This is a genomic window from Bradyrhizobium sp. ARR65, assembly GCF_000472385.1.
Taxonomy (GTDB): domain Bacteria; phylum Pseudomonadota; class Alphaproteobacteria; order Rhizobiales; family Xanthobacteraceae; genus Bradyrhizobium.
On the sequence record NZ_AWZU01000018.1, the window covers coordinates 123,122 to 143,141 of the forward strand.

The window sequence follows — 20,020 nt, forward strand, 5'->3', positions numbered from 1 at the left end:
TTTGTAATGCAAAGTAGTCTCTCATCCAAACCCATGGACAAGCTGCATGTCGGCATCATCATGGACGGCAACGGCCGATGGGCGACGCGGCGCGGTCTGTCGCGCCTGCGCGGGCACGAGGCCGGCGTTGAGGCGATCCGTCGCATCGTCGAAGCGGCGCCCGATCAGGGTGTGGGCACGCTGACGCTCTATGCCTTTTCCACCGACAATTGGCGCCGACCTCGGGCGGAGGTCGTGGGCCTCATGGGCCTATTGCGCTTCTATCTCGCCAACGAGGTGCAGAGTCTGGTCAAGAACGGCGTGCGGCTCACCGTGATCGGGCGGCGTGATCGCCTGCCCGACGGAATTGCGGACGCGATTGCGCGCGCCGAGGCCGCAACCGCCGGCGGCGAGGTGCTGCATTTGCGTATCGCGGTGGATTATTCCGCGCGCGATGCCATCCTCCACGCGGCGACAAAGCTTGCCGGCATCACCGAGCCGACCCGCGAATTGTTTTCGCAGCTCGTCACCGGCGAGCCTGGCTTGCGCGACGTCGATCTCATCATCCGCACCAGTGGCGAGAAGCGGCTGTCGGACTTCCTGCTCTGGGAGGGTGCTTATGCGGAATTGCATTTCACCGAGCGGATGTGGCCCGAATTCGACGCCGACGATCTCGCCGAGGCGCTTGCCTCCTTCCACCGCCGCGAACGCCGCTTCGGCGGCCTGCAAGCGCTGCCGCTCGAGCCCGCACCGAGCCTGTGAACGACCGCGCGCCAAGAGGTGAGCCATTGGCGGCGAACTCGAGAGCTCCCGACGGCCGCGTTGGTCGATCGGGAGCTGGCGGCCGCGACGTGTTCTCAAGCCGCGGGGCCGTCTGTCCGAGCAATGGGTAAACAGACCTGAAAGGGAATGCAAAGACTCCGACCTATCAGGCTAGGGACATTCTAACGGCTGTTCGATAAATCGGCAGGGACGGATGTACTCTCTCTACCGAGTTGGGACAGTTAGGAAAAATGCTGGCTAATCGACGCAGAAGCGAACGTCGCCTGTGCAGACGGATTGCAAAAATTCAGACCGGTGCCGGTTCGCTGCCGCGTGACTGTACGGTCACCGACATATCGGACGGCGGCGTGAAGGTGGTTGCCGAATATCTCGAGATCCCGCCGCAATTCACCATCATCTTCTCCACCGACCACGCGCGGCAATGCCGCCTGGTGTGGCGGATCGGTTGCGAGTTCGGCGCCGAGTTCATCGACTAGAGCATCCGCCAATCAAGTTGTAGAGCCGGACGGACGCCGTCAACCAAGCCCGTCATTGCGAGGAGCGAAGGCGACGACCCGCCGTTGCTCGCTACGCGAGCTATGGCGAGGCGTGAAGTCCCGCCGAAGCGCCTTTGCGCGTAGGCGCAAGCAATCCAGACTGCATCCGCGGAGAAAGTCTGGTTTGCTTCGCTTGCGCTCGCAATGACGTCAGAGGTTGGGCGCGTGTCCGCTTGATTCCCTCAGCTCGGCGACTGCTCTTGCGGCAGCGCCGGTTCCTTGAGAGGCCCGTCCTGCATTAAGCCGGCTGGGCGGCGGGGCATCTGCCGCGCCATGTTCGAGCGGCTACTGGACCGTGGCGGACCTTTTGGCTTTGCCGCGCAGCTTGTCGACGATCGGCGACAGCAGCGAGCGCCGCTGCTTCTTCGGCTCGATGCGGCCGGTGAGGTGCCGCGCGAGCTGCTGGAATATCTGCGAGGCGCGGTGGCTTGCGGAAAGTTCCGCGATCATCTGCCCGTTATTGGCGGCGGTGCCGAACATCTTGGAATCGAACGGGATCGCTGCCACCGGCCCGCTCTCGACCGCCTTCGCAAAGCTCTTGACGTCGATCTCCGGCCGCTTGTGCATGCCGACCTGGTTGATGCAGTACAGCGGCGGCCGATCGTTCGGCCGCGCCGCCTTCAGCACGCTCATCAGGTTCTTGGCGTTGCGCAAATTGGCGAGGTCCGGCTCGGCCACGATCAGGATGTCGTCCGCGCTCACCAGCGCGCGCCTGGTCCAGGCGGACCATTGGTGCGGCATGTCGAGCACGATGCAGGGCGTCGTCATGCGCAGTGTATCGAAGATCGCGTCGAACGCTTCCTCGCCGAAATCATAGACCCGGTCGAGCGCCGCCGGCGCGGCGAGCAGGCTGAGGCGTTCGGAGCATTTCGCCAGCAGCCGTTCCATAAGTGCGGTGTCGGGCCGTTCAGGCTGGAACACCGCATTGGCGATGCCCTGCAGCGGATCCTGATTGTAGTCCAGGCTCGCCGTGCCGAAAGCGAGGTCGAGATCGATCACCACCGAATCCAGCGCGAGGTCGCGCGCGATGGTCCAGGCCAGATTGTGCGCGACGGTGGATGCGCCGACGCCGCCCTTGGCGCCGATGACGGCGATGATGCGCCCGGTCACGACGGCTTCCGAAGCCGAGAACAGGCTGCAGATCGCGCGCACGACGTCGAGAACCTCGACCGGACCGATGATGTAATCGTTGACGCCGCGGCGCACCAGTTCGCGATAGGGCACTTCGTCGTTCACGCTGCCGATCACAACCACGCGCGTTCCGGGATCGCAGACGCTGGCAAGCTGGTCGAGACCTGCAAGAATATTGCCGGCGCCGTCCGACTCCAGCACGATCACGTTAGGCGTCGGCATGGCGCTATAGGCCTCGATCGCGGCCGCGACTCCGCCCATCTTCACCGTGAGATGCGCCTTGGCAAGGCGGCGGTCTTGCCCCGCCGCCTTCATGATCTCGTTGCTCGCCTCGGTTTCGCAGAAGGCTTGCACGGAGATGCGCGGCACGGGCGCGATATAGTCGTCCGCAGGCGGCGCGGCGCCGTCGGCGGCATCATCAGACGTATGAGGCGCGGACCTGATCATTTGCCGGTATCGCTGAGTTTGGCCCTGTCGGCTTCGGGATAGGTGGTCGTCGTCGACTCGCCCTTGCGATATTTCTCGAACGCTTCGCTGCGTCGCGCCGTGTAGGCGGCCGTCTCCGATCGTGGCTGCTCGAGATCCGCCGGATTGTCGATCATCGCGGCGAGGTTATGCTGGGTGGCGCAGCCGAAATTGTAATAGGGCTTGTTGTCGTTGTAGCTGGGATTCAGCACCGAGGGGCCGAGATCTTCCGGCCACACGCCGCAGGGACCGGTGACCGCCTTGATTTTTGGATAGGTGAGGCGGATGTTGGCGAAGAAGCGCGGGTCGTCCGGATGATATTGATGCAGGACGAGACCGCGCGCCGGCACACCGCGCGCGAGCAGGATCGATCGGACCTCGTGATAGGCGGAAGCTGCAGCGCGCGCGTTCGGCGTGTCCACCGGCACGTCGGCCACGATCGCGCCGGTGCCTTCGCGGATCCAGTTGCGCGCCAGCCCCGCCACATCGTTGCGCTGCTCCGCCGTCAGGCCGCCGCGGCCATGGCCGACGAAGATCATCATCGAATGCTGGCCTTCTTCGATCGCGATCGGATGACGCTGACGGACATCCTCAGGAATCTCTCCCGTGACGATCTGCTCACCGGTATAGGTACAGGCGCCAAGCGCGAGCGAAAGGCCGGCAAATATGCCGGGCAGCAGCAGGCTTCGGTAGCGCCTCGTCGCGGTTGTCTTGCCCATTGATTCCCCCTCGCCCCGCGCCTCGCGCCCCCGCCTCAATCAATGATGAAACCGACGCCGCATTTGCAGCTTGCGACCGGCACATGGGCGGCCACGCCATAGATGCGGTTGATCTGCGCCAGCAGCGTCGATTCCGAATCGGAGGCCGGCACGAATCCGTCATCGGGACGCGCGATGTCCTTCTCGGCCACCGCGCGCACCACATAAGGCGTCACCAGGACGACGAGCTCGGTCTCGTCGTTCACGTAGTCCTGGCTGCGGAACAGGGCGCCGAGCACCGGAAGCTGGTCGAGACCGGGCAGGCCGTTGATCGCGCGCTTGGTCTGTTCCTGGATCAAGCCCGCCATCGCCATCGAGCCGCCGGACGGAATTTCCAGCGTCGTCTCGGCGCGGCGGGTGCGGATCGAGGGAACGGTGATCGAATCGGTCGAGGTCGAGCTGAGCGCCTGGGACACGGTGATCGCGTGATCATTCGACAGCTCCGACACTTCGGTCATCACGCGCAGGCTGATCCGCCCTTCCGAAAGTACGACCGGCGTGAAGTTCAGCGAGATGCCGAACTTTTTGTAGGAGATCTGGGTGGTACAGACATGCGTGGTCGGATCGCAGGAGTAGCCGGCGGGGACCGGGAATTCGCCGCCGGCAATGAATGTCGCGGACTCTCCCGAGATCGCGGTCAGATTGGGTTCGGCGAGCGTCCGCATCACTCCCGCACTCTCCATCGCGCGCATGGTGGCGGTGAAGGTGGGCAGGCCTTTCACGATCGAGGAGGCGCTGAAGGAATTGCCGGAGACGAGCGGGCCGTTATTGGCCGTGAACGGGTTGGCGTTGTTGAAGTTCACGACCGCCGTGCCGTAATTCATGCTGGCGGACAGATCGATGCCCATCTGCTTGACGATATCGCGCCGAACCTCCGCGACATGCACCTTCAACATCACCTGGTCGCGGCCGCGCACGACGATGCTGTTGACGACCTTGTCAGTGCCGCCGACCAGGCGCGCGGCGATGTCGCCGGCCTGCTGCGCTTCCACCGGCGAGGATACCGATCCGGTGAGCAGCACGCCGTCGCCGACGCCTTCGATCTGCACGCCGGGAATGCTCTGTTGTAGCGCGGCGCGCACGCCGTTGAGGTCGCGCTTGACCGCAATGTCGTAGGAGCCGATCTGCTGGCCGTCGCCGTCGAAGAAGACCACATTGGTTTGTCCGACACCGACGCCGATGATGAAGGCGCGCTGCGCCGAACGCACCACTGCATTGGCGATCTTGGGGTCGGCGACCAGCACGTCCTTGGCTTCGCGCGGCAGGTCGACGACGACCGATTTGCCGATGCCGAGCGAAACGAAGCGCGTCCGCACCGAGATCGGCGCGGCAGGAGTCTTGGCCGAAGATGTGGCCGCAGACGACGCTATGACCGATGCGGCGGAAGCTGTTTCAGATGCGGTCGCCGCCCCCGGGTGATCCTCGGCGGCGGCCGCGGGCGTGAGCGCCGGGCCGACAGCGATGACCGCCAGCGAAACCGCGCCAAGCAGCAAGGCGCGGAACGCCCGTTGATGCCCCCTGCACTTCATTTCCTGGCTTCCTTTCTGTCACCTCTGTGCCGTGGCCTGGCTCGGGGTGCCGTGGCGCACGATCTGGACGTTCTGTCGGTAGGTTTGCTGGTCGTCGGCGATCTCGACGGCATTGACGTCGGCGATGCTGCGCAGTGCCAACGACAGCGTTCCGGCCTGGCGCTCCATGGCGAGCGTGATGGCCTGGTCGGGCTTTAATTCGAGCGTGACGGTCTTGCCGATCACCGCGTTCTGACCCTCTTTCTCCTTCGGCGCCTGATCAATCGCGAGCACGCGGATATTGGTCAGGATGATCTTGGAGACGACGATGTCCGGCATGGCACCGGCGTCGCCGCTGAGATTCTTGAGGTGCTTGGTGACGATGACGTCGACGCGGTCGTTCGGCAGGATGAAGCCGCCGGCGCCGCTCTCAGGGGAAATTTCGGTCGAGACCGCGCGCATGCCGGTAGGCAGGATCGCCGCCATGAATCCGGAGCCGTCGGCCTTCACCAGCTTCTGCTCGCGGATCGGCTCGCCCGCGATGAAAGGCGCCCGTGCGATCGCGCCGGTGAGCTCCTTGGGTGCGTCGGGACGATCACTGCGGCGAATGAAGGCGCTGCTTGCGGTTGCCGACGGCCATGTCTGCCACTGCAAGTCGTCCGGCTTCACCGTTTGACCAAGGCCGATATCGGCCTTTGCGACGAGAACGTCCATGGTTTGGAGCTGCGCGACGGGCGCGGCCGGCGCAGGCTTGTTGTCGGTCCCGCTGGCGAGGTAAGCGGCTACACCACCGGCGCCGAGAGCGATAACCAGGACGACGATGCGTGCGGTGTTCATACGCCTTAACTTACGTGCCACGCGCCGGCGCAGTGGATTGGGCCGGCCTCACGACGCAGGATTAGGCAGCAAAAGTATAAGCAAGGTTGGGACCCGCCCAGATTTCGTCGGCACCACACGCGGCTCTTTGCGCATGGTGAACAAAGCGTTCATGGTGCCCTTCGCGAGAACCATGAACGACCGCTTACTCCGATCTGGCGGGCTCGTGGTGACGTGGCGGCGGAGCGATCCTGCTCGGTGGCTCTATCCGCGTGGGCTCGAACAGCCGTGTTCGCTGTGCTGTTCTGTTGGTCCTGAACGATCGCGTCGCGGACCCCGGCGACGACAACGAATCTTCCGGCTTGCACAAACTGTCCATCGCTCTCGCAATTCTCCGTTACAGCCTGGTCTTCGCGGGCGGCGCGCCTGCTTTGCGGCTCACTCGCAGGCCCTGAGATGGGAGCCATGCATGCTGTTCAAGACGGGCGCGCGATGCGGGGTTTCGATTTCCGCATCGAGATCGGCGATGACTTCCTCGAACGCGGAGATCGCCTGCTGAATCGCGGCGATCTGCATCAGCTCCCAGCCGCTGACGGGACCGGTCCGGTTCTGAAGGGCGACAATCAACTCCCGGCGCTGCTCCTTGAGCTGGACGAGAGGCAAGCCATGATCAGGTAGATCGCGCAGCATGAGGATTCTCCTTGGGGCTGCCATTGTTAGCCCACCGCTCGTGCCATCCGCTTACTGGAAAGAAACGCATTTGATTCGATTTGCGTGGCGGCCAGGAGAGCGCGAAGCTGCTGTCGTCCTGACGAAAATCAGGACCCATCACCAGGGGCCTTTGTTGTTGCGCATGATGGTAATGACGCGCGCTGGACAACTGCTCCCAGTGGTTACGGGTCCTGGCCTCGCCACGACGACGGCGTGGCGGCATCACGTCCAATGTTCAAATATCGCACTCCGTCATTGCGAGCGTGAGCGAAGCAATCAAGAGCCACGTGCGAGACTCTGGACTGGTTCGTCGCTTTCGCTCATCGCAACCACGTATCCGCGAGTCTTCCAGCCGACGCGCCTTGGTCAACGTGGCGCCTTCGAACCGTCACTTTCACGGCAAACTAGAGCCAAACACGGCGGCTCCATTAGCGATGGGACAGGGACGAAGTGTGGAGCGCTTATGGCGTACAAGATTGTCGCGACCAAAGGCGACGAGGTGCTGCGATCGGAACGGGAGAGCCTGCTGATCGCGGCCGCGAAAGCGCGGGTGTGGGCCCGGGTAGGCTGGCACGTGGTCGTCACCGATCCCGACGGAAACACGCTCGACCCGGCCGAATTTGAAAAGCTGTTCGCGCCTCCGGATCCCAGGCGTGCGCGATTGCGCGAAGTGTCCGCGCGTCTGCGCCTTGCCGCTCCAGCGTAAAAGGAGGCAAACGCTCGTATGTCGGAGCTGGAACACGACACCGTCATGCAAGACGATCCGTTCGCGCACTTGACGCTTGACCGCGCGATCTCGCTGCGCTGGACGCTGCGCGATGTCATGGCCAACAGAACGAAATTTCTGCCGACGGCCGAGGCCGATCTGCAATTGCTGATCGAAATGGGACTGGTGGAGATGCACGACGGTGAGCCTTCGCTGACATCCGCTGGCATCGCGGCGATCGAGTAGATTGGTGTCCGTGAGTTTGAGTTCGTAGCACGGGTTTCGCTGCGCTTAACCCGTCCCAGAGGGATCGACGAGCGAAAATGACGGCGAAAGATCAAGCCCGTTGCTGACCACTCTTAGCGGCCTTCAATATATGGCCCGTGCAGCACGTCCATGCGACGTTCATAGATGATGCGACCGAGTGCCGCCATCGCGGAAATCAATCCAATCACGCCGACAATTTCGATAATTTCAATATCCATTTGCGGCCCGCGCCGTTGATCGCTCGGATCTCTCATCCAACTTGGATTCTAAGCTTCGGATCAGTGCAGCCGCGGCAATTTAGCGGCGGCATCGGCAAACGCTTAACCATAGCACTTGCCGCAAAAGTGAACGTTCCAATACGCCGCCGGGCGCGATGCGCGAGGGGCGCGCGGCAGGTCGATCAACGCTTGGGAAACTATGCGAGCCGTCCGCCCGGGCCGCTAACCAATTGGAAAATCGTTGCCGCCAGAGTCGCCCCGACCAGAGGCAAGGACAGGGGAAGATCAATGCCGATGAACGGGGAAGCCGTCTTGGAAAATGTGCGGCGCTACCGGGCGATCGCGTCGCTGTATCGTCAGACTGCGGCGTTCCGCCCGCGGCAAAGCTGCTCGCTGCTCGGGCAGGCCGTGGAATGGGAGCACCGCGCCGTGGCGGAGCTCGAGGCGTATTTCGGCGTGCGCGATGATGCGGCTGAGAGGTTGCCGGTACCGGCCGCTCATTACTACGCCCCTGCGCGCTGGGAGGCGTTCGCCGCAGCTTAAACACTTGCAAGCGAGCGGTATCGCATCGGAACCGCCCGCCGTTCGTGCCTACGTGTGCGCGTGTGTTTGCATTGCTCTTACGCGAGAGCTGCGCGCCGGGCCTTGAGGGCCGCGAAACCGTTTCCGTTCATCCGGGGTTGTCAACAGCTAGAACCTTGGGAGGTTCGCATGACAATCCCGCAGGGCTTTCTCGAAGCTTTGCCTTCTCCGCAACGTGTCGCCGACTTGTCCGAGGAGGCGGATATCTTCGGTTTCCTGATCGGAAGCTGGGAGCTCGATGCGCTGCTTCACGAGGTGGATGGAACCACCCGCAGGACGAAGGGCGAACTCCATGCCTGCTGGGTGTTGGAGGGGCGCGCGATCCAGGACTTGTTCATTTTCCCACGCCGCACTGATCGCTCCGTCGGCACACCGGCGCGGGGTGACAGATATGCCACCACCATTCGTACCTATGACCGCGGGCTGAACGCCTGGCGCGTCACCTTCATCAATCCGGCGGACGACCAAACCAGCGCCCGGCTGACGGCGCGGCGTCGGGGCCAGGAGATCGCGATGGAAGGAGAGCTTGCCGACGGCACGCCGATTCGTTGGGGCTATCAGGCCATCACCGCCCACTCCTTCCACTACTCCGCCGAGCGATTGCAAGATGACGGCAGATCCTGGCGGCTTTACCTGGAACTGTTCGGAAAGCGCTCAAGCTTGTAAGCGCTGAAATCCTGGCCCCGTCCCCCGCGAGCGACGCACTCGATCAACCAATTTCCATGCTCGGAGGCGAGACGCCACGCGCTGCGGTCAGGACCGACAGCGGATGCGTCAGAGTCGCCGACTGGCTCAAGATGGTCGAAAACCGGACGGCCAAGTCGGCCGACTCGCGAGAAGAACGTACAGAACTGGGCGCCACCCTGCATTTGCTGGCACGCGCTCGCTTCACGCGGCCCGAGTGTCGATCTTCTGCGACTCCTCGCGCAACTGCCGGCGCAAGATCTTGCCGACATTGGTCTTCGGCAGCTCGGTCCTGAACTCCACCAGCCGTGGGACCTTATAGGGCGTGAGCCGCGCCTGGCAGTAGGCGATCAGCACCGCTTCGGTGAGGTCTGGATCCTTCTTGACGACAAACAGCTTCACCGCATCGCCGGAGCGCGGATCGGGGATGCCGATCACCCCGCACTCGAGCACTCCCGGGTGGCTCGACACCACCGCCTCGACCTCGTTCGGATAGACCTTGAACCCGGATACCGTGATCATGTCCTTCTTGCGATCGACGATCCGGGTCCGGCCAGTCTCGTCCATGATGCCGATATCGCCGGTGCGGAAGAAGCCGTCGGGAGTCATAACCTTGGCCGTCTCATCCGGACGTTTCCAGTAGCCCGGCATCACCTGCGGGCCGCTCGCACATATCTCGCCCGGCTCCCCAAGCGGCACCTCGTTGTTGTCGTCGTCGCGAATCGAGATGTCCGTCGACGGCATCGGCAGTCCGATAGTGCCGTTCCATTCGGAGTCGGTCGGTGAATTGCAAGTCAAGACCGGGGACGTCTCCGACAGGCCATAACCTTCCCACAGCGGCGAGCCCGTAGCCTCCAACCAACGGTTCGCCACCGATTGTTGTACCGCCATTCCGCCGCCGACGGCGCACTTGAGCATGCTCCAGTCGATCTTCCCGAAATCCGGATGATTGAGCAGCGCGTTGTAGAGCGTGTTCACCGCCGGAAAATGGTTCACCTTGTACTTGGCAAGCTCCTTGATGAGGCTTGGAATATCACGCGGGTTGGGGATGAGAATGCTTTGGCCGCCGGTACGGACGCTGAGCAGGAAACAGGCCGTCAATGCGAAGATGTGATAGAGCGGCAGCGCCGCCATGACGATCAGACGATCGACCTTCGGCTCCTTCTCCAACACCGGCTTCAGCCACTCGTCGATCTGCAGCATGTTGGCGACCAGGTTGCGATGCAACAGCATCGCGCCTTTGGCGATGCCCGTGGTCCCGCCGGTGTATTGCAGGAATGCGAGATCGTCGGGTCCAAGCTGCGGCTTGGCCAAGGTCATACTCCTGCCGGCCGCGATCGCTGCATTGAACGGCGTTGCGTCCGGCAGTGAGTAGGCCGGCACCATCTTCTTCACCCACCGCACCACCAGATTGACGATCGTGCCTTTCATCATGCCCAGGAGGTCGCCCATCGAGGCAACGACGACGTGCTGAATGCTGGTCTTGCCGATCGCCTGTTGCAGGGCATACGCGAAGTTCTCAAGCACGATAATGGCTTCGGCGCCGGCATCCTTGAGCTGAGTCTCGAGCTCGTGCGGCGTGTACAAGGGGTTGATGTTCACCACGGTGAAGCCGGCACGCAAGAGGGCGCAGATCGCCACCGGATACTGCAGCACGTTCGGCATCATGATGGCGACGCGCGCACCTTTCGCCAGGCCTCTGCTCTGCAGCCAGGCCCCGAAGGCGCGTGACATCTCGTCGGTCTCGCCGTAGGTCAGCCCCTTGTCCATGCAGATGAAGGCCGTGCGCTCGCGATATCTCGCAAAGCTTTCTTCGAGCATCGCAACGAGCGATGTGTACCGCGACGGCTCGATCTCCACCGAGACTCCCGGCGGGTAGTGCTTGAGCCAGATGCGCTCCATGGCACTCCTCCCAACGGCCGGCAGATGCTGCGACCCGGCCGGTCTGACCTCTGTAGAGGAAATCGGCTTTCCGGTGGCTGCCGGCAAGGGCGGCCGAAGCGGCACCAGCAGGTTTATGATTCAAGTGCCTTTTTTGATTTGAAGTTCCTGAGCGAGCTTGCCGCAAATGCCGCACGGAACTTCAAATTGGCGGCACTGGCCTGCAACTAGCGGTCCATGCCGCCAATTTGACCGTAGTGCCCTTGGTGTTCGAGCCCACGCCATCGCAGCCCGATTTGAGATGAAGTATGCCCCAGGAGCAAACATCGAGAGAACTCCAGACCGTGCGAGGTCGCAGCCCCACCTCAATCGGACTGAGGTCGCGCAGGGTGCTCGCGAGCGCCAATTCGTTGACTTGTTTGACTTGGTCGTACACGCTGAACGGGAGTTTGGAGAATGATCATGGCGGCTTGGTCCCGTGCTGCCGAGCTTGCTGAGCGGACGCCCCCGTCCCGAAACCGCTACGTCGACTTCCTGCGAGCTATGTCGATGCTGGTGGTGACGATCGGGCACTGGCTGGCCGCCGCGCCCTATTTGGACGCAACTAACACGTTGACGGCGTCCCACATCCTGACCGTCGCTCCTTGGACCGCTTGGCTCACATGGATCATGCAGGTCATGCCGATCTTCTTCATGGTCGGCGGATACGCGAACGGCATCAGCTGGCGTGCCGCGCGGCGGGACGACAAGTCATATGCAGCCTGGCTTGAAGGCCGGTTGCGCCGTCTCGTGTGGCCAATCCTCCCACTGCTCGCGGTTTGGGTGGCGATCGTTGCAATTGAGTACGCCCGCGGCGTGCGGCCGGAGCTGATCAGCTATGGCTCGCAGGTGGCGTTCATACCGGTCTGGTTCCTCGCGGTGTACATCGGGATTGTGCTGCTCGTGCCAGCCATGGAGGCTGCGTGGACTCGGTTTGGTATGAGGTCGTTCTGGGCTTTGACGGCTGCCGCGGTCGCTGTCGATGTCATGTACTTTGCCGTCGGTTTGCGTTGGCTTGGCTTCGCCAACTATCTATTCGTCTGGGGTGCAATCTCCGTGCTCGGATATGCGTGGCTCGACGAGCGGTTTTCCGAGCGCAGGACGCTGCTTGTCGGCGCCGCTTTGGGCTTTGGCGTGCTACTCTTGCTGGTGCACATCGGGCCTTATCCTGTCTCAATGATTGGCGTCCCCGGCGATCCGATCAGCACCACTACACCGCCGAAGGTCACGCTGATAGCGCTCGCAACAATGCAGGGCGGGTTGCTGCTTGCTGTGCAAGCACCCGCGCGCCGCTGGCTGGCTGGCCGCATAGCATGGACGGCAACCGTGGCGATGAATGGCAGCATCATGACGCTGTTCATCTGGCACCTGACGGCCACCACCCTTGTGGTCCTCGCCGCCTATCTCGCCGGCGGCCTCGGTCTGCGGCTTGAACTGGGGAGCTCTGAGTGGTGGTGGTCGCGGTTCCCTTGGCTTGCAGCGAATGCGACGGCGCTCATTCCTCTTGTTGTGGCCTTCGGACGCTTTGAGCGGCCGCGCGCGACCGGAGGCGCACCAGCACCCGCGTGGCGCTACGTGCTCGGCGCACTCATCACCGGCACCGGCCTTGCGCTGCTTGCGGCGCAGGGAGTTGGAGGACATGGGAGTTTTGGGCTGAACCTGTGGGGACTCGCGCTCGCTCTCATGGGCATCGGCCTTATCGCAAGCAGGATTGGTGCGCCGCGCGGTGTAATCTAGCGTCACCGAAGCGTCCCCGTGCGGACGGGTCCGAGGTTCGAATGGAGAGAAACTCCACACAGCTGTCCGTTGCGGAAGTCATTCTTGACTACACTGCACATCAGGGTCGCATCTCGATCATCGAGCCGCGGGGAAAGTCCGGCTGGATACTCTCGCTTTATCAGCGTGAGATCGCTCGGGCCGGCACCTCCAAGTGTCCCCGCGGACAACCAAGAGGTCAGCTTTGACCTGATGGTCGCGCATCCCCCTCGTTGGGGGAAAGACCCGGGCGCTGAGGCCGCAGCCTTCAAGACCGCCTTTGGTCCACAGAGCCCTTGCCCTGAGCGTTCGAAGGCAGCCGAAAATCAATGTGGTTGATCGGGCAAGCGCGCTTGATGGAGTCCGGCTTGATCCCGCTACGGCTCCTGCAGGAGCCGCCGGCAATGCCGCGCGATCATCAGCTCTTCGTTGGTGGGGATCACCCAGGCAGAGGTCTTGCTGCTTGACGTCGAGATCCTGGGTCCACCTGCGGCATTGGCGGAAGCATTGATCTGCAGTCCGAGCCAGGACGCCTGTTCGCAGACGCGGCGGCGAATTTCCGGCGCGTGCTCGCCGATTCCTGCGGTGAAGACCACGGCATCAAGCCCGCCCAGCGTCGCCGCGAGCGCGCCGAGTTCGATGCTGATGCGATAGACGAACAGATCGATGGCTTCGCGCGCGTGCGGCGCCTCGCTCGCGAGAAGCGTCTTCATGTCGTCGCTGAAGCCGGACACGCCGAGCAGTCCCGAGGCCTTGTAGAGCAGGTCGCTGATGTCGGCAGCCGCCATGCCTTTTTCCTGTAGCAGATAAAGCACGACGCCGGGGTCGAGTGCGCCGCAGCGGCGGCTCATCATCAGGCCGTCGAGGGCGGTGAAGCCCATCGTCGTTGCGATGCTGCGCCCGTCCTTCAGGGCGCACATGCTGGCGCCGGCGCCGAGATGCGCGACGACGACGCGCCCCGAAGCAACATTGGTCCCGGCGATATCAGGCAGCACGCTTGCGATATACTCGTAAGACAGCCCATGAAAGCCGTAGCGCAGCACGCCCTCGTCGGTGAGCCTGCGCGGCAGCGCGAACTGCCGCGCCACGCGCGGCTGGTCGTGGTGGAACGCGGTATCAAAGCAGCCGATCTGCGGCAGGCCGGGATGCAGCTTCGAGATCGCCGCGATGTCCTGGAGGTGACGCGGTTGATGCAGTGGTGCGAGCGGGACCAGCCGCTCGAGCTCCGCGATGACGTCGGCATCGATCTTCACCGGCGCGGAATAGCGGGAGCCGCCATGAACGATGCGGTGGCCCACGGCAAGCAGCGAATGCTCCGGGAATCGGCCTTCAATCCAGTCCAGCAGCCACGACAGCGCGCGTCCATGAGTGGATTCGCCGCTCAATCGCTCGTTGACAAGGAGGTGACCGGCCTTGTCCTTCGCATGCGCCTGCAACTCGTCTCCGATCCCCTCGCACGCGCCCTCGCAGACCAGGCCATCCTGCCCGGGCCGCTCGGCGCCCGAGAACAGTGAAAATTTGATGCTGGAGGAGCCAGCATTGAGAACCAGAATGATGTCCATCAGGCGCCTCGCGTTTGGTAACGTGCCCATAATAACGCGATCGCGCAGGATCCGAGCCGTACCAGCGATTTATCGGCGCGGCTCGTCAGGATGATTGGAACCCGGGCGCCCAGCACGATCCCGGCGACATCGGCGCCGGCGAGGTATTCGAGCTGCTTCGCCAGCATGTTCCCCGCTTCCAGATCGGGCACGACGAAAATGTCGGCACGCCCGGCAACCGGAGACACGATGCCCTTGGCTCGTGCAGCCTCTTCGGAGACCGCGTTGTCGAACGCCAGCGGCCCGTCGACAATGGCTCCAGTGATCTGGCCGCGATCGGCCATCTTGCAAAGCGCGGCCGCGTCGATGGTGGAGCGTATCTTCTCTGTCACCGTTTCGATGGCCGACAGGATGGCTACGCGCGGCGAGCGGTTGTCGAGCGCGTGCGCGAGATCGATGGCGTTCTGAACGATGTCTCTCTTGTCCGAAAGCGTCGGACTAATGTTGATGGCGGCATCGGTGACGAAGAGCGGCCGCGGATAGAGCGGCGTGTCGATGACGAAAATATGGCTCATCCTGCGCTCGGTCCGCAATTTCTCTTCGGTCAGGATCGCGGCCATGAACTCGTCGGTATGCAAGCTTCCCTTCATCAAGGCCTCGACCTTGCGGTCGCGCGCGAGCCCCGCGGCGATGGCAGCCGCATCATGGCTGTGCTCGGCCGATACGAGCTCGTAAGGGGACAGGTCGATTTCCGTCTGCTTCGCCACGGCCCGAATCTTCGCCTCTGGTCCGACCAGGACGGGTACGATCAGTTTTGCCTGGGCTGCTTCGACAGCGCCGCACAAGGAGATATTATCGACGGGATGAACCACCGCGGTGCGCAACGGGGGAAGGCCTTTGGCCTTCTGGATCATCCGTTGATACTGGTGGCCTTTTTCCGCCGGGCTGACGGATGCGCCGCTCTCTTGGACGGTAATTGTCCTGGTCTCGACTTGATCCACGGTAACCTCCATCTGATGATCGCGGCGGTGCCCTCCTTTCCTGGCGTCCGGCCTTTTCGAAGACGCGCTTCGCTTGGCACACGCGGAACCCGACACCCCGATTGGCTGCGCTTCCGCAGTTTACGTCGTTGTCATGAAGGGCGTCTGATCTCCGCAACTCCCTGACGTTATTTTCTGAAGCAAAGGCGGCGTTGCGTGTTGAGCGAGATCAATCTTTGACCTCCACGAGGGAAGGACGATTGCCGCGCGCCGACATCCGCCAGCGCGCGGTTTCAATTTCACGTCGGAGGAAAGCCGGCCGCGATCGCCGGCGAGATCACTGCTGAGGCGCGGCCTCGAGCAGCCGGTCGCGCAACAGGCGCACCGCGCCGCGACTCCAGGAGTAATTGGCGCCCATCCGAAGCCCGCTTTCGCCGCTGGCGACGATCGCTCCGCTCTTCACGTCGCGGAGTTCGAACCGGACCGTATATTCGGTGCGGCTGACCCGCCTGATGATGCCGACCAGTGATTGATCGGCGCCGAGACTCCCGGCGATCTTCGCGTCACAGCCGCCGCAATCATGCAGTGCGTGGGCTTTCACAGCGTCGCCGGTTGCGGCGCTGACGTCAATCACTTGGTAGGGCCCCGCCTGAGCCAGGAGCTGGCGGACCGCGTTGGTGCTGTCGGCCAACCCGGTCTGATCCGACGTCGTCTCCCCAGCAGCCTCGGCACCGGCGCTGGTATCTTCGAGTTCGAAGTCGAAGACCGCAAGCTTGATCGTGGCGGCTGCCGCGGTCGCTTGCAGCGAGTCCGTCAGCGCGGTGCGGATTTCCTGCGATACGAAGGTTTCGGCGCGTCGCCAGGCTTCATCGTTGTCGCCGCGAAACGTGAAGAACTTCTCGACCAGCACGCGGTTGGATGCGACATCGACGGCGGCGGCTCGCGTCCATTGCACGAGCGTGCTGACCTTCTGAATACCACCGACCAGCAGGATCTGCGCGCCGGCCTGCGATGCCGCGTGCAGCCTAGTCTCCGGCGCGGCGCCTTCGCTCGCATTGGAGGGGGTCAGATGGAAGCGTCGGTCGCCTTCGATGTCGCCTCTGAGCGCGGCCATGAACGCTTGCAGCCGCTGTTGATGGGCGGCGGACTGGTCGGCCTGTTCGCCTGAGGTATCGAGATAGCTGAAGTCGTCGACGGTCACGGCCAGGTGCTGACCCTCGGCCGCGGCTGAACGGGGCGTGCCGAAACCGGAGCCAAGAACAAGCCCGGTTGCGGCAAGAACGTGAATGAGGCGGGAGCGGAGCATGGCCAGATCCGAAAACGTTGAGCGCAGTATATGCGAGGCTAGGCCGGCACCTTTTAGCCCCGAAGCGGAAGGCCTCCCGGCTTGACCCGGGAAAATTTCACGATGCTCTCTCCCCGCGCTGCCAGCGCTTTCCGCCAGGTGCATAATGTCGTTAAATGTGGCGGCGGCGTCGGCCGCCTGACATCACACTCATTTCGCGCGAGGCATCCGCAATGTGGACGTTTGCCAGAGGCGACCTCAAACTGCGCCTGACGCTGCGGGTCGCTGCCGTGTCGGCCGTCTGCTTTGCCGCGATCTCTGCCTATTTCCTGTTCGAGGCCGACAGATCGGTGCATGCGAGGATCGATCGCATTGCCGAGATCTCGGCGAAGACGCTGGAACTGCAGCAAAGCAAGATCCAGTGGGTGAACAATCCGCGAAGAGAATTCCCTGATCTCGAGGTTATCGCAGCATCCGTGATGATGCCGGGTCTCTGCATTGCCTATCGTAGCAGCGGCGGCGACATCCTTCAGCGCTTCTGCGGCGGTGCCTCCGGCGACAGCAGCGAGCCGCCACAGGCGTTTGCGGCGTTCCATCGCTATCTCTTCAATCCCGGCCGCGAGGCCGCACGGCCCGTGCTGTCAGGCGGCAGCAAGGTGGGCGAGGCCGTGGTCTGGGTTGATCCGGCCGTGCTGACGACGGATGCCTGGCACGAGGCGGGCCGCCTGATGGTCGTGCTCGCGGTCGCGCTGCCGCTGCTCTGCGTGCTTGTCTATGCGGCGCTCGCACGCGCGCTGCGGCCGACGCGATTGATCCGCAGAGGTCTCGAGCGGATCGCCGCCCATGATCTGACGGCACGTCTGCCCCCGTTCGATCTGGCGGAACTGTCCGCTATTGGCAACGTGTTCAACCAGCTTTCCGAAAACCTCGCCACGGCCCTCGCGGAGCGCAAGGAGCTGACGCGCCGGCTGATCGCGTTGCAGGACGATGAGCGTCGCCATCTCGCGCGGGAACTGCATGACGAATTCGGCCAGTCTCTCGCCGCGATCCGCGCACTCGCGGCCTCGGTTCACCAAGGCGCGGCGCAGGATTGTCCAGCCCTGCTGGCCGAGTGCGACAGCATCGCGCGGATCGCCACCGCCATGATGGAGACGCTGCGCGGCACGCTGTTCAGGTTGCGTCCCCCTGACGTCGAAGAGCTTGGCCTCGCCGCAAGCCTGCAAGGCCTGATCTCGGGTTGGAATGGCCGCAGCCGGGGCCAGACGCGCTTCGAGATCGCTTTTTCCGGCAATGTCGAGAGTTTGCCTGCCGGCATTGCCGGCGATCTCTATCGCATCGCGCAGGAGGCTCTCACCAATACGGCAAAGCATGCAGGCGCGACGCGGGTCGTCCTTCATTTGATCATGCGTGAGGCGCAGACCATGTCGGATGGCGGCAGCACCGGCGAGATCGAACTCACCGTCGAGGATGACGGCCGCGCCGGCGATCAGACGGTCAAATCCGGAATGGGCCTGCTCGGCATGCGCGAACGTGTGGCCGGCCTCGGCGGCCGACTGAGTTTCGAGATCGGGCCAAGCCGGGGCTCAGTGTTACGCGTCGTCATTCCGCTCGCCGCGCCACCAACGCAAGGCGCGGAGGACCGCGCCAATGTGGAGTGTGCGGCATGAGCGATGCCGGTTGCACCATCATGCTGGTCGACGATCATGCGGTGGTGCGCGAAGGCTATCGCGCGGTGCTGCAGAAGCAGCCGGGATTGCGCGTTGTCGCCGAAGCCGGCGACGGCGCGGAGGCCTACAGGCTGTTCAAGGAAGCGCAGCCCGATCTCGTCATCATGGACCTCACGATGCCCGGCATCGGCGGCATCGAAGCCATCAGGCGTATCCGGCAATGGGATCGCGGCGCCCGAGTTCTGGCGTTCACCATGCATCAGAATGCAGGCTTTGCCGTGCAGGCGATCCGCGCCGGCGCGAAGGGTTATGTCACCAAGACGAGCCCACCCGAAGCGTTGGTGCGCGCCGTGATGGACGTGCTCGCAGGCCGCATCGCCGTCAGTCCTGATATCGGCCATGAGCTTGCGCTCGGCCGTCTCGCCGGTGAGACGAGCGCTGCCGATGTGCTGACGCCGCGCGAGTTCGAAGTGTTCAGGATGCTGCTGGCCGAAAGCACCACGGAGGAAATCGCCGAAGCGCTTCATCTCAGCCCCAAGACTGTCGCCAATCTGCATTCTTTGATCAAGGACAAGCTTGGCGTCGCTTCGGATATCGAACTGGTCCGGCTGGCACTACGGCAGGGGCTTCTGACCGAGGTCGATTGACGCGAGGCGTCAGGCGGAAGTCCGCTTCGACTCGCGTTTCGATCAGCGCCCGGTATGGAGTCGCCACTCACCATTTGCGCCACGCCTGAGCGTGGGATCACTCATGCGGACGTGCTTGGCGAGGAAATCGATGAAGGCGCGCACGCGCGCCGGCAAAGGCCCGCCATGGCCGGCATAAACCGCGTGGATGTCCTCGCGGTCGCCCGGATTGTAATTTTGCAGCACTGGCACCAGGCAGCCCGCCTCGATATCCGAACCGACATGAAACAGCGCAAGCCGCGCCAGCCCCGCGCCGCCCAGCGCTAACAGGCGCACGGCCTCGCCATCGCTCGCACGGGCGGCCGGCGGCGGCAGGATCTCCTCGCTGTGCTCGCCTTTGCGGAACGGCCAGCCGCGAATGGTCCGTGGGAAGGTCCAGCCGATGCAGCGGTGCCGGGCGAGTTCGGCCGGCGTTTTGGGCATGCCGGCTCGGGCCAGATAGTCCGGCGAGGCCACCAGCACCATGCGGCTCGTCGCGAGCTTGCGCGCGAGCAGGCGCGAGGCCGCCAGGGGTCCGACCCGGATCGCGATGTCGGCGCGCTCCTCCATCAGGTCGACGACGGTATCGGTGAGGACGATATCGAGCGTCACTTCCGGATGTTGTGCCAGGAACTGCGGCACCAGTGGCATCATGTAGCGCATCCCGAACGGGATGTTGCTGTTGACTGTGAGATGACCACGCGGCGCCGCGCCCGCCGCCGCTTCGCGCTCGGCTTCCTCCATCTCGGCGAGGATGCGCACCGCGCGCTGGTAAAAGGCCTCGCCCTCGGCAGTCAGTTGCAGCTTGCGCGTGGAGCGGTTGACGAGCCTTGCGCCAAGCCGGGCCTCCATCCGGGATATCAGCTTACTCACGCCCGACGGCGTCAGGCGAAAGCTGTGTGCCGCGGCGGTGAAGCCGCCGAGATCGACGACTCGGACGAACACTTCCATTTCGGCGGCACGGTTGGAGTCAAGGCGGGGCATATTGAATTCGTGTCACAAATGATTGGATTTGTCGCCTACTAATTCTCTTGCGGAACTCCCGCTATTTGCGCTGCGCATA

20 protein-coding genes are annotated in these 20,020 nt (G+C 63.5%); 9 read left to right on the top strand and 11 right to left on the bottom strand.

The annotated features are described in order from the left end of the window. The first annotated feature begins 6 nt into the window (after positions 1–6). On the top strand, positions 7–741 hold the full coding sequence (locus F758_RS0120585; protein WP_024509649.1) for a di-trans,poly-cis-decaprenylcistransferase: 735 nt from the start codon (positions 7–9) through the stop codon (positions 739–741). 251 nt (positions 742–992) lie between these two features. Beyond that, on the top strand, positions 993–1,238 hold the full coding sequence (locus tag F758_RS0120590; protein WP_024509650.1) for a PilZ domain-containing protein: 246 nt from the start codon (positions 993–995) through the stop codon (positions 1,236–1,238). A gap of 345 nt (positions 1,239–1,583) precedes the next feature. Here F758_RS0120590 and F758_RS0120595 read toward each other — a convergent pair whose 3' ends face one another. The 5 genes from F758_RS0120595 to F758_RS44265 form a co-directional block, all read right to left on the bottom strand. Next, entirely contained in the window at positions 1,584–2,876 is a 1,293-nt protein-coding gene (locus tag F758_RS0120595) for a CpaE/TadZ family protein (protein WP_024509651.1), read from the bottom strand. Further along, positions 2,873–3,613 carry a CpaD family pilus assembly protein gene (locus F758_RS0120600; RefSeq protein WP_024509652.1) on the bottom strand — a complete coding sequence of 247 codons (741 nt, stop codon included), beginning with the start codon at positions 3,611–3,613 and terminating at the stop codon, positions 2,873–2,875. Before F758_RS0120600 ends, F758_RS0120595 begins: the two co-directional genes overlap by 4 nt. A gap of 35 nt (positions 3,614–3,648) precedes the next feature. Next, the gene (locus F758_RS0120605; RefSeq protein ID WP_024509653.1) at positions 3,649–5,181 is read right to left on the bottom strand and encodes a type II and III secretion system protein family protein; all 1,533 of its coding nucleotides are present in this window, start codon (positions 5,179–5,181) and stop codon (positions 3,649–3,651) included. Positions 5,182–5,199: 18 nt separating this feature from the next. Further along, a complete protein-coding gene (gene cpaB, locus F758_RS0120610) occupies positions 5,200–5,997 on the bottom strand; it encodes a Flp pilus assembly protein CpaB (RefSeq protein WP_024509654.1) in 798 nt (265 codons plus the stop codon). Between the two features lie 417 nt (positions 5,998–6,414). Then, positions 6,415–6,666 carry a hypothetical protein gene (locus F758_RS44265; RefSeq protein ID WP_024509655.1) on the bottom strand — a complete coding sequence of 84 codons (252 nt, stop codon included), beginning with the start codon at positions 6,664–6,666 and terminating at the stop codon, positions 6,415–6,417. A 484-nt stretch (positions 6,667–7,150) separates the two neighbouring features. Between F758_RS44265 and F758_RS0120625 the strand changes: the two genes are divergently transcribed. Both F758_RS0120625 and F758_RS0120630 read left to right on the top strand, forming a co-directional pair. Further along, the gene (locus F758_RS0120625; protein WP_024509656.1) at positions 7,151–7,393 is read left to right on the top strand and encodes a hypothetical protein; all 243 of its coding nucleotides are present in this window, start codon (positions 7,151–7,153) and stop codon (positions 7,391–7,393) included. 18 nt (positions 7,394–7,411) lie between these two features. Then, positions 7,412–7,639 (top strand): hypothetical protein, encoded by a 228-nt coding sequence (locus F758_RS0120630; protein ID WP_245286539.1) that lies wholly within the window; start codon positions 7,412–7,414, stop codon positions 7,637–7,639. Positions 7,640–7,752: 113 nt separating this feature from the next. Here F758_RS0120630 and F758_RS52800 read toward each other — a convergent pair whose 3' ends face one another. Continuing rightward, positions 7,753–7,878: a hypothetical protein gene (locus F758_RS52800; protein ID WP_283805870.1), complete on the bottom strand. Its 126-nt coding sequence runs from the start codon at positions 7,876–7,878 to the stop codon at positions 7,753–7,755. A gap of 288 nt (positions 7,879–8,166) precedes the next feature. Here F758_RS52800 and F758_RS0120640 point away from each other — a divergent pair, with 288 nt between their 5' ends. Together F758_RS0120640 and F758_RS0120645 are read left to right on the top strand one after the other, a co-directional pair. Further along, a complete protein-coding gene (locus F758_RS0120640; protein WP_157450085.1) occupies positions 8,167–8,421 on the top strand; it encodes a hypothetical protein in 255 nt (84 codons plus the stop codon). Positions 8,422–8,589: 168 nt separating this feature from the next. Further along, positions 8,590–9,126 carry a hypothetical protein gene (locus F758_RS0120645; RefSeq protein WP_024509659.1) on the top strand — a complete coding sequence of 179 codons (537 nt, stop codon included), beginning with the start codon at positions 8,590–8,592 and terminating at the stop codon, positions 9,124–9,126. A 222-nt stretch (positions 9,127–9,348) separates the two neighbouring features. Here F758_RS0120645 and F758_RS0120650 read toward each other — a convergent pair whose 3' ends face one another. Next, positions 9,349–11,046, bottom strand: a complete 1,698-nt coding sequence (locus F758_RS0120650) for a long-chain-fatty-acid--CoA ligase (RefSeq protein ID WP_024509660.1) — start codon at positions 11,044–11,046, stop codon at positions 9,349–9,351. Positions 11,047–11,487: 441 nt separating this feature from the next. On the opposite strand from F758_RS0120650, the gene F758_RS0120660 reads away from it, so the two are divergent. Further along, entirely contained in the window at positions 11,488–12,801 is a 1,314-nt protein-coding gene (locus F758_RS0120660; RefSeq protein ID WP_198026532.1) for an acyltransferase family protein, read from the top strand. Between the two features lie 395 nt (positions 12,802–13,196). On the opposite strand, the gene F758_RS0120665 is transcribed toward F758_RS0120660, so the two are convergent. The 3 genes from F758_RS0120665 to F758_RS0120675 all read right to left on the bottom strand — a co-directional run bounded on the left by F758_RS0120665 (position 13,197) and on the right by F758_RS0120675 (position 16,646). Next, the gene (locus F758_RS0120665) at positions 13,197–14,384 is read right to left on the bottom strand and encodes an acetate/propionate family kinase (protein WP_024509662.1); all 1,188 of its coding nucleotides are present in this window, start codon (positions 14,382–14,384) and stop codon (positions 13,197–13,199) included. Beyond that, entirely contained in the window at positions 14,381–15,361 is a 981-nt protein-coding gene (locus F758_RS0120670) for a bifunctional enoyl-CoA hydratase/phosphate acetyltransferase (RefSeq protein WP_245286540.1), read from the bottom strand. The genes F758_RS0120665 and F758_RS0120670 overlap by 4 nt, the downstream gene beginning before the upstream one ends. A gap of 316 nt (positions 15,362–15,677) precedes the next feature. Continuing rightward, positions 15,678–16,646: a DUF3280 domain-containing protein gene (locus F758_RS0120675; RefSeq protein WP_024509664.1), complete on the bottom strand. Its 969-nt coding sequence runs from the start codon at positions 16,644–16,646 to the stop codon at positions 15,678–15,680. A 212-nt stretch (positions 16,647–16,858) separates the two neighbouring features. On the opposite strand from F758_RS0120675, the gene F758_RS0120680 reads away from it, so the two are divergent. Together F758_RS0120680 and F758_RS0120685 are read left to right on the top strand one after the other, a co-directional pair. Further along, positions 16,859–18,292 carry a sensor histidine kinase gene (locus tag F758_RS0120680; protein WP_024509665.1) on the top strand — a complete coding sequence of 478 codons (1,434 nt, stop codon included), beginning with the start codon at positions 16,859–16,861 and terminating at the stop codon, positions 18,290–18,292. Further along, on the top strand, positions 18,289–18,939 hold the full coding sequence (locus tag F758_RS0120685; protein ID WP_024509666.1) for a response regulator: 651 nt from the start codon (positions 18,289–18,291) through the stop codon (positions 18,937–18,939). The genes F758_RS0120680 and F758_RS0120685 overlap by 4 nt, the downstream gene beginning before the upstream one ends. A 42-nt stretch (positions 18,940–18,981) precedes the next feature. On the opposite strand, the gene F758_RS0120690 is transcribed toward F758_RS0120685, so the two are convergent. Continuing rightward, positions 18,982–19,941, bottom strand: coding sequence for a LysR family transcriptional regulator (locus F758_RS0120690; RefSeq protein WP_024509667.1), 960 nt, complete (start codon positions 19,939–19,941; stop codon positions 18,982–18,984). Positions 19,942–20,020: the final 79 nt, after the last annotated feature.

What these genes read in the sequence shown, in the direction of transcription:
- F758_RS0120585 (WP_024509649.1), top strand. Translation starts at nt 7, where the DNA reads ATGCAAAGTAGTCTCTCATCCAAACCCATGGACAAGCTGCATGTCGGC.
- F758_RS0120590 (WP_024509650.1), top strand. Translation starts at nt 993, where the DNA reads ATGCTGGCTAATCGACGCAGAAGCGAACGTCGCCTGTGCAGACGGATT.
- F758_RS0120595 (WP_024509651.1), bottom strand. Translation starts at nt 2,876, where the DNA reads ATGATCAGGTCCGCGCCTCATACGTCTGATGATGCCGCCGACGGCGCC.
- F758_RS0120600 (WP_024509652.1), bottom strand. Translation starts at nt 3,613, where the DNA reads ATGGGCAAGACAACCGCGACGAGGCGCTACCGAAGCCTGCTGCTGCCC.
- F758_RS0120605 (WP_024509653.1), bottom strand. Translation starts at nt 5,181, where the DNA reads ATGAAGTGCAGGGGGCATCAACGGGCGTTCCGCGCCTTGCTGCTTGGC.
- cpaB (WP_024509654.1), bottom strand. Translation starts at nt 5,997, where the DNA reads ATGAACACCGCACGCATCGTCGTCCTGGTTATCGCTCTCGGCGCCGGT.
- F758_RS44265 (WP_024509655.1), bottom strand. Translation starts at nt 6,666, where the DNA reads ATGCTGCGCGATCTACCTGATCATGGCTTGCCTCTCGTCCAGCTCAAG.
- F758_RS0120625 (WP_024509656.1), top strand. Translation starts at nt 7,151, where the DNA reads ATGGCGTACAAGATTGTCGCGACCAAAGGCGACGAGGTGCTGCGATCG.
- F758_RS0120630 (WP_245286539.1), top strand. Translation starts at nt 7,412, where the DNA reads ATGTCGGAGCTGGAACACGACACCGTCATGCAAGACGATCCGTTCGCG.
- F758_RS52800 (WP_283805870.1), bottom strand. Translation starts at nt 7,878, where the DNA reads ATGGATATTGAAATTATCGAAATTGTCGGCGTGATTGGATTGATTTCC.
- F758_RS0120640 (WP_157450085.1), top strand. Translation starts at nt 8,167, where the DNA reads ATGCCGATGAACGGGGAAGCCGTCTTGGAAAATGTGCGGCGCTACCGG.
- F758_RS0120645 (WP_024509659.1), top strand. Translation starts at nt 8,590, where the DNA reads ATGACAATCCCGCAGGGCTTTCTCGAAGCTTTGCCTTCTCCGCAACGT.
- F758_RS0120650 (WP_024509660.1), bottom strand. Translation starts at nt 11,046, where the DNA reads ATGGAGCGCATCTGGCTCAAGCACTACCCGCCGGGAGTCTCGGTGGAG.
- F758_RS0120660 (WP_198026532.1), top strand. Translation starts at nt 11,488, where the DNA reads ATGGCGGCTTGGTCCCGTGCTGCCGAGCTTGCTGAGCGGACGCCCCCG.
- F758_RS0120675 (WP_024509664.1), bottom strand. Translation starts at nt 16,646, where the DNA reads ATGCTCCGCTCCCGCCTCATTCACGTTCTTGCCGCAACCGGGCTTGTT.
- F758_RS0120680 (WP_024509665.1), top strand. Translation starts at nt 16,859, where the DNA reads ATGTGGACGTTTGCCAGAGGCGACCTCAAACTGCGCCTGACGCTGCGG.
- F758_RS0120685 (WP_024509666.1), top strand. Translation starts at nt 18,289, where the DNA reads ATGAGCGATGCCGGTTGCACCATCATGCTGGTCGACGATCATGCGGTG.
- F758_RS0120690 (WP_024509667.1), bottom strand. Translation starts at nt 19,941, where the DNA reads ATGCCCCGCCTTGACTCCAACCGTGCCGCCGAAATGGAAGTGTTCGTC.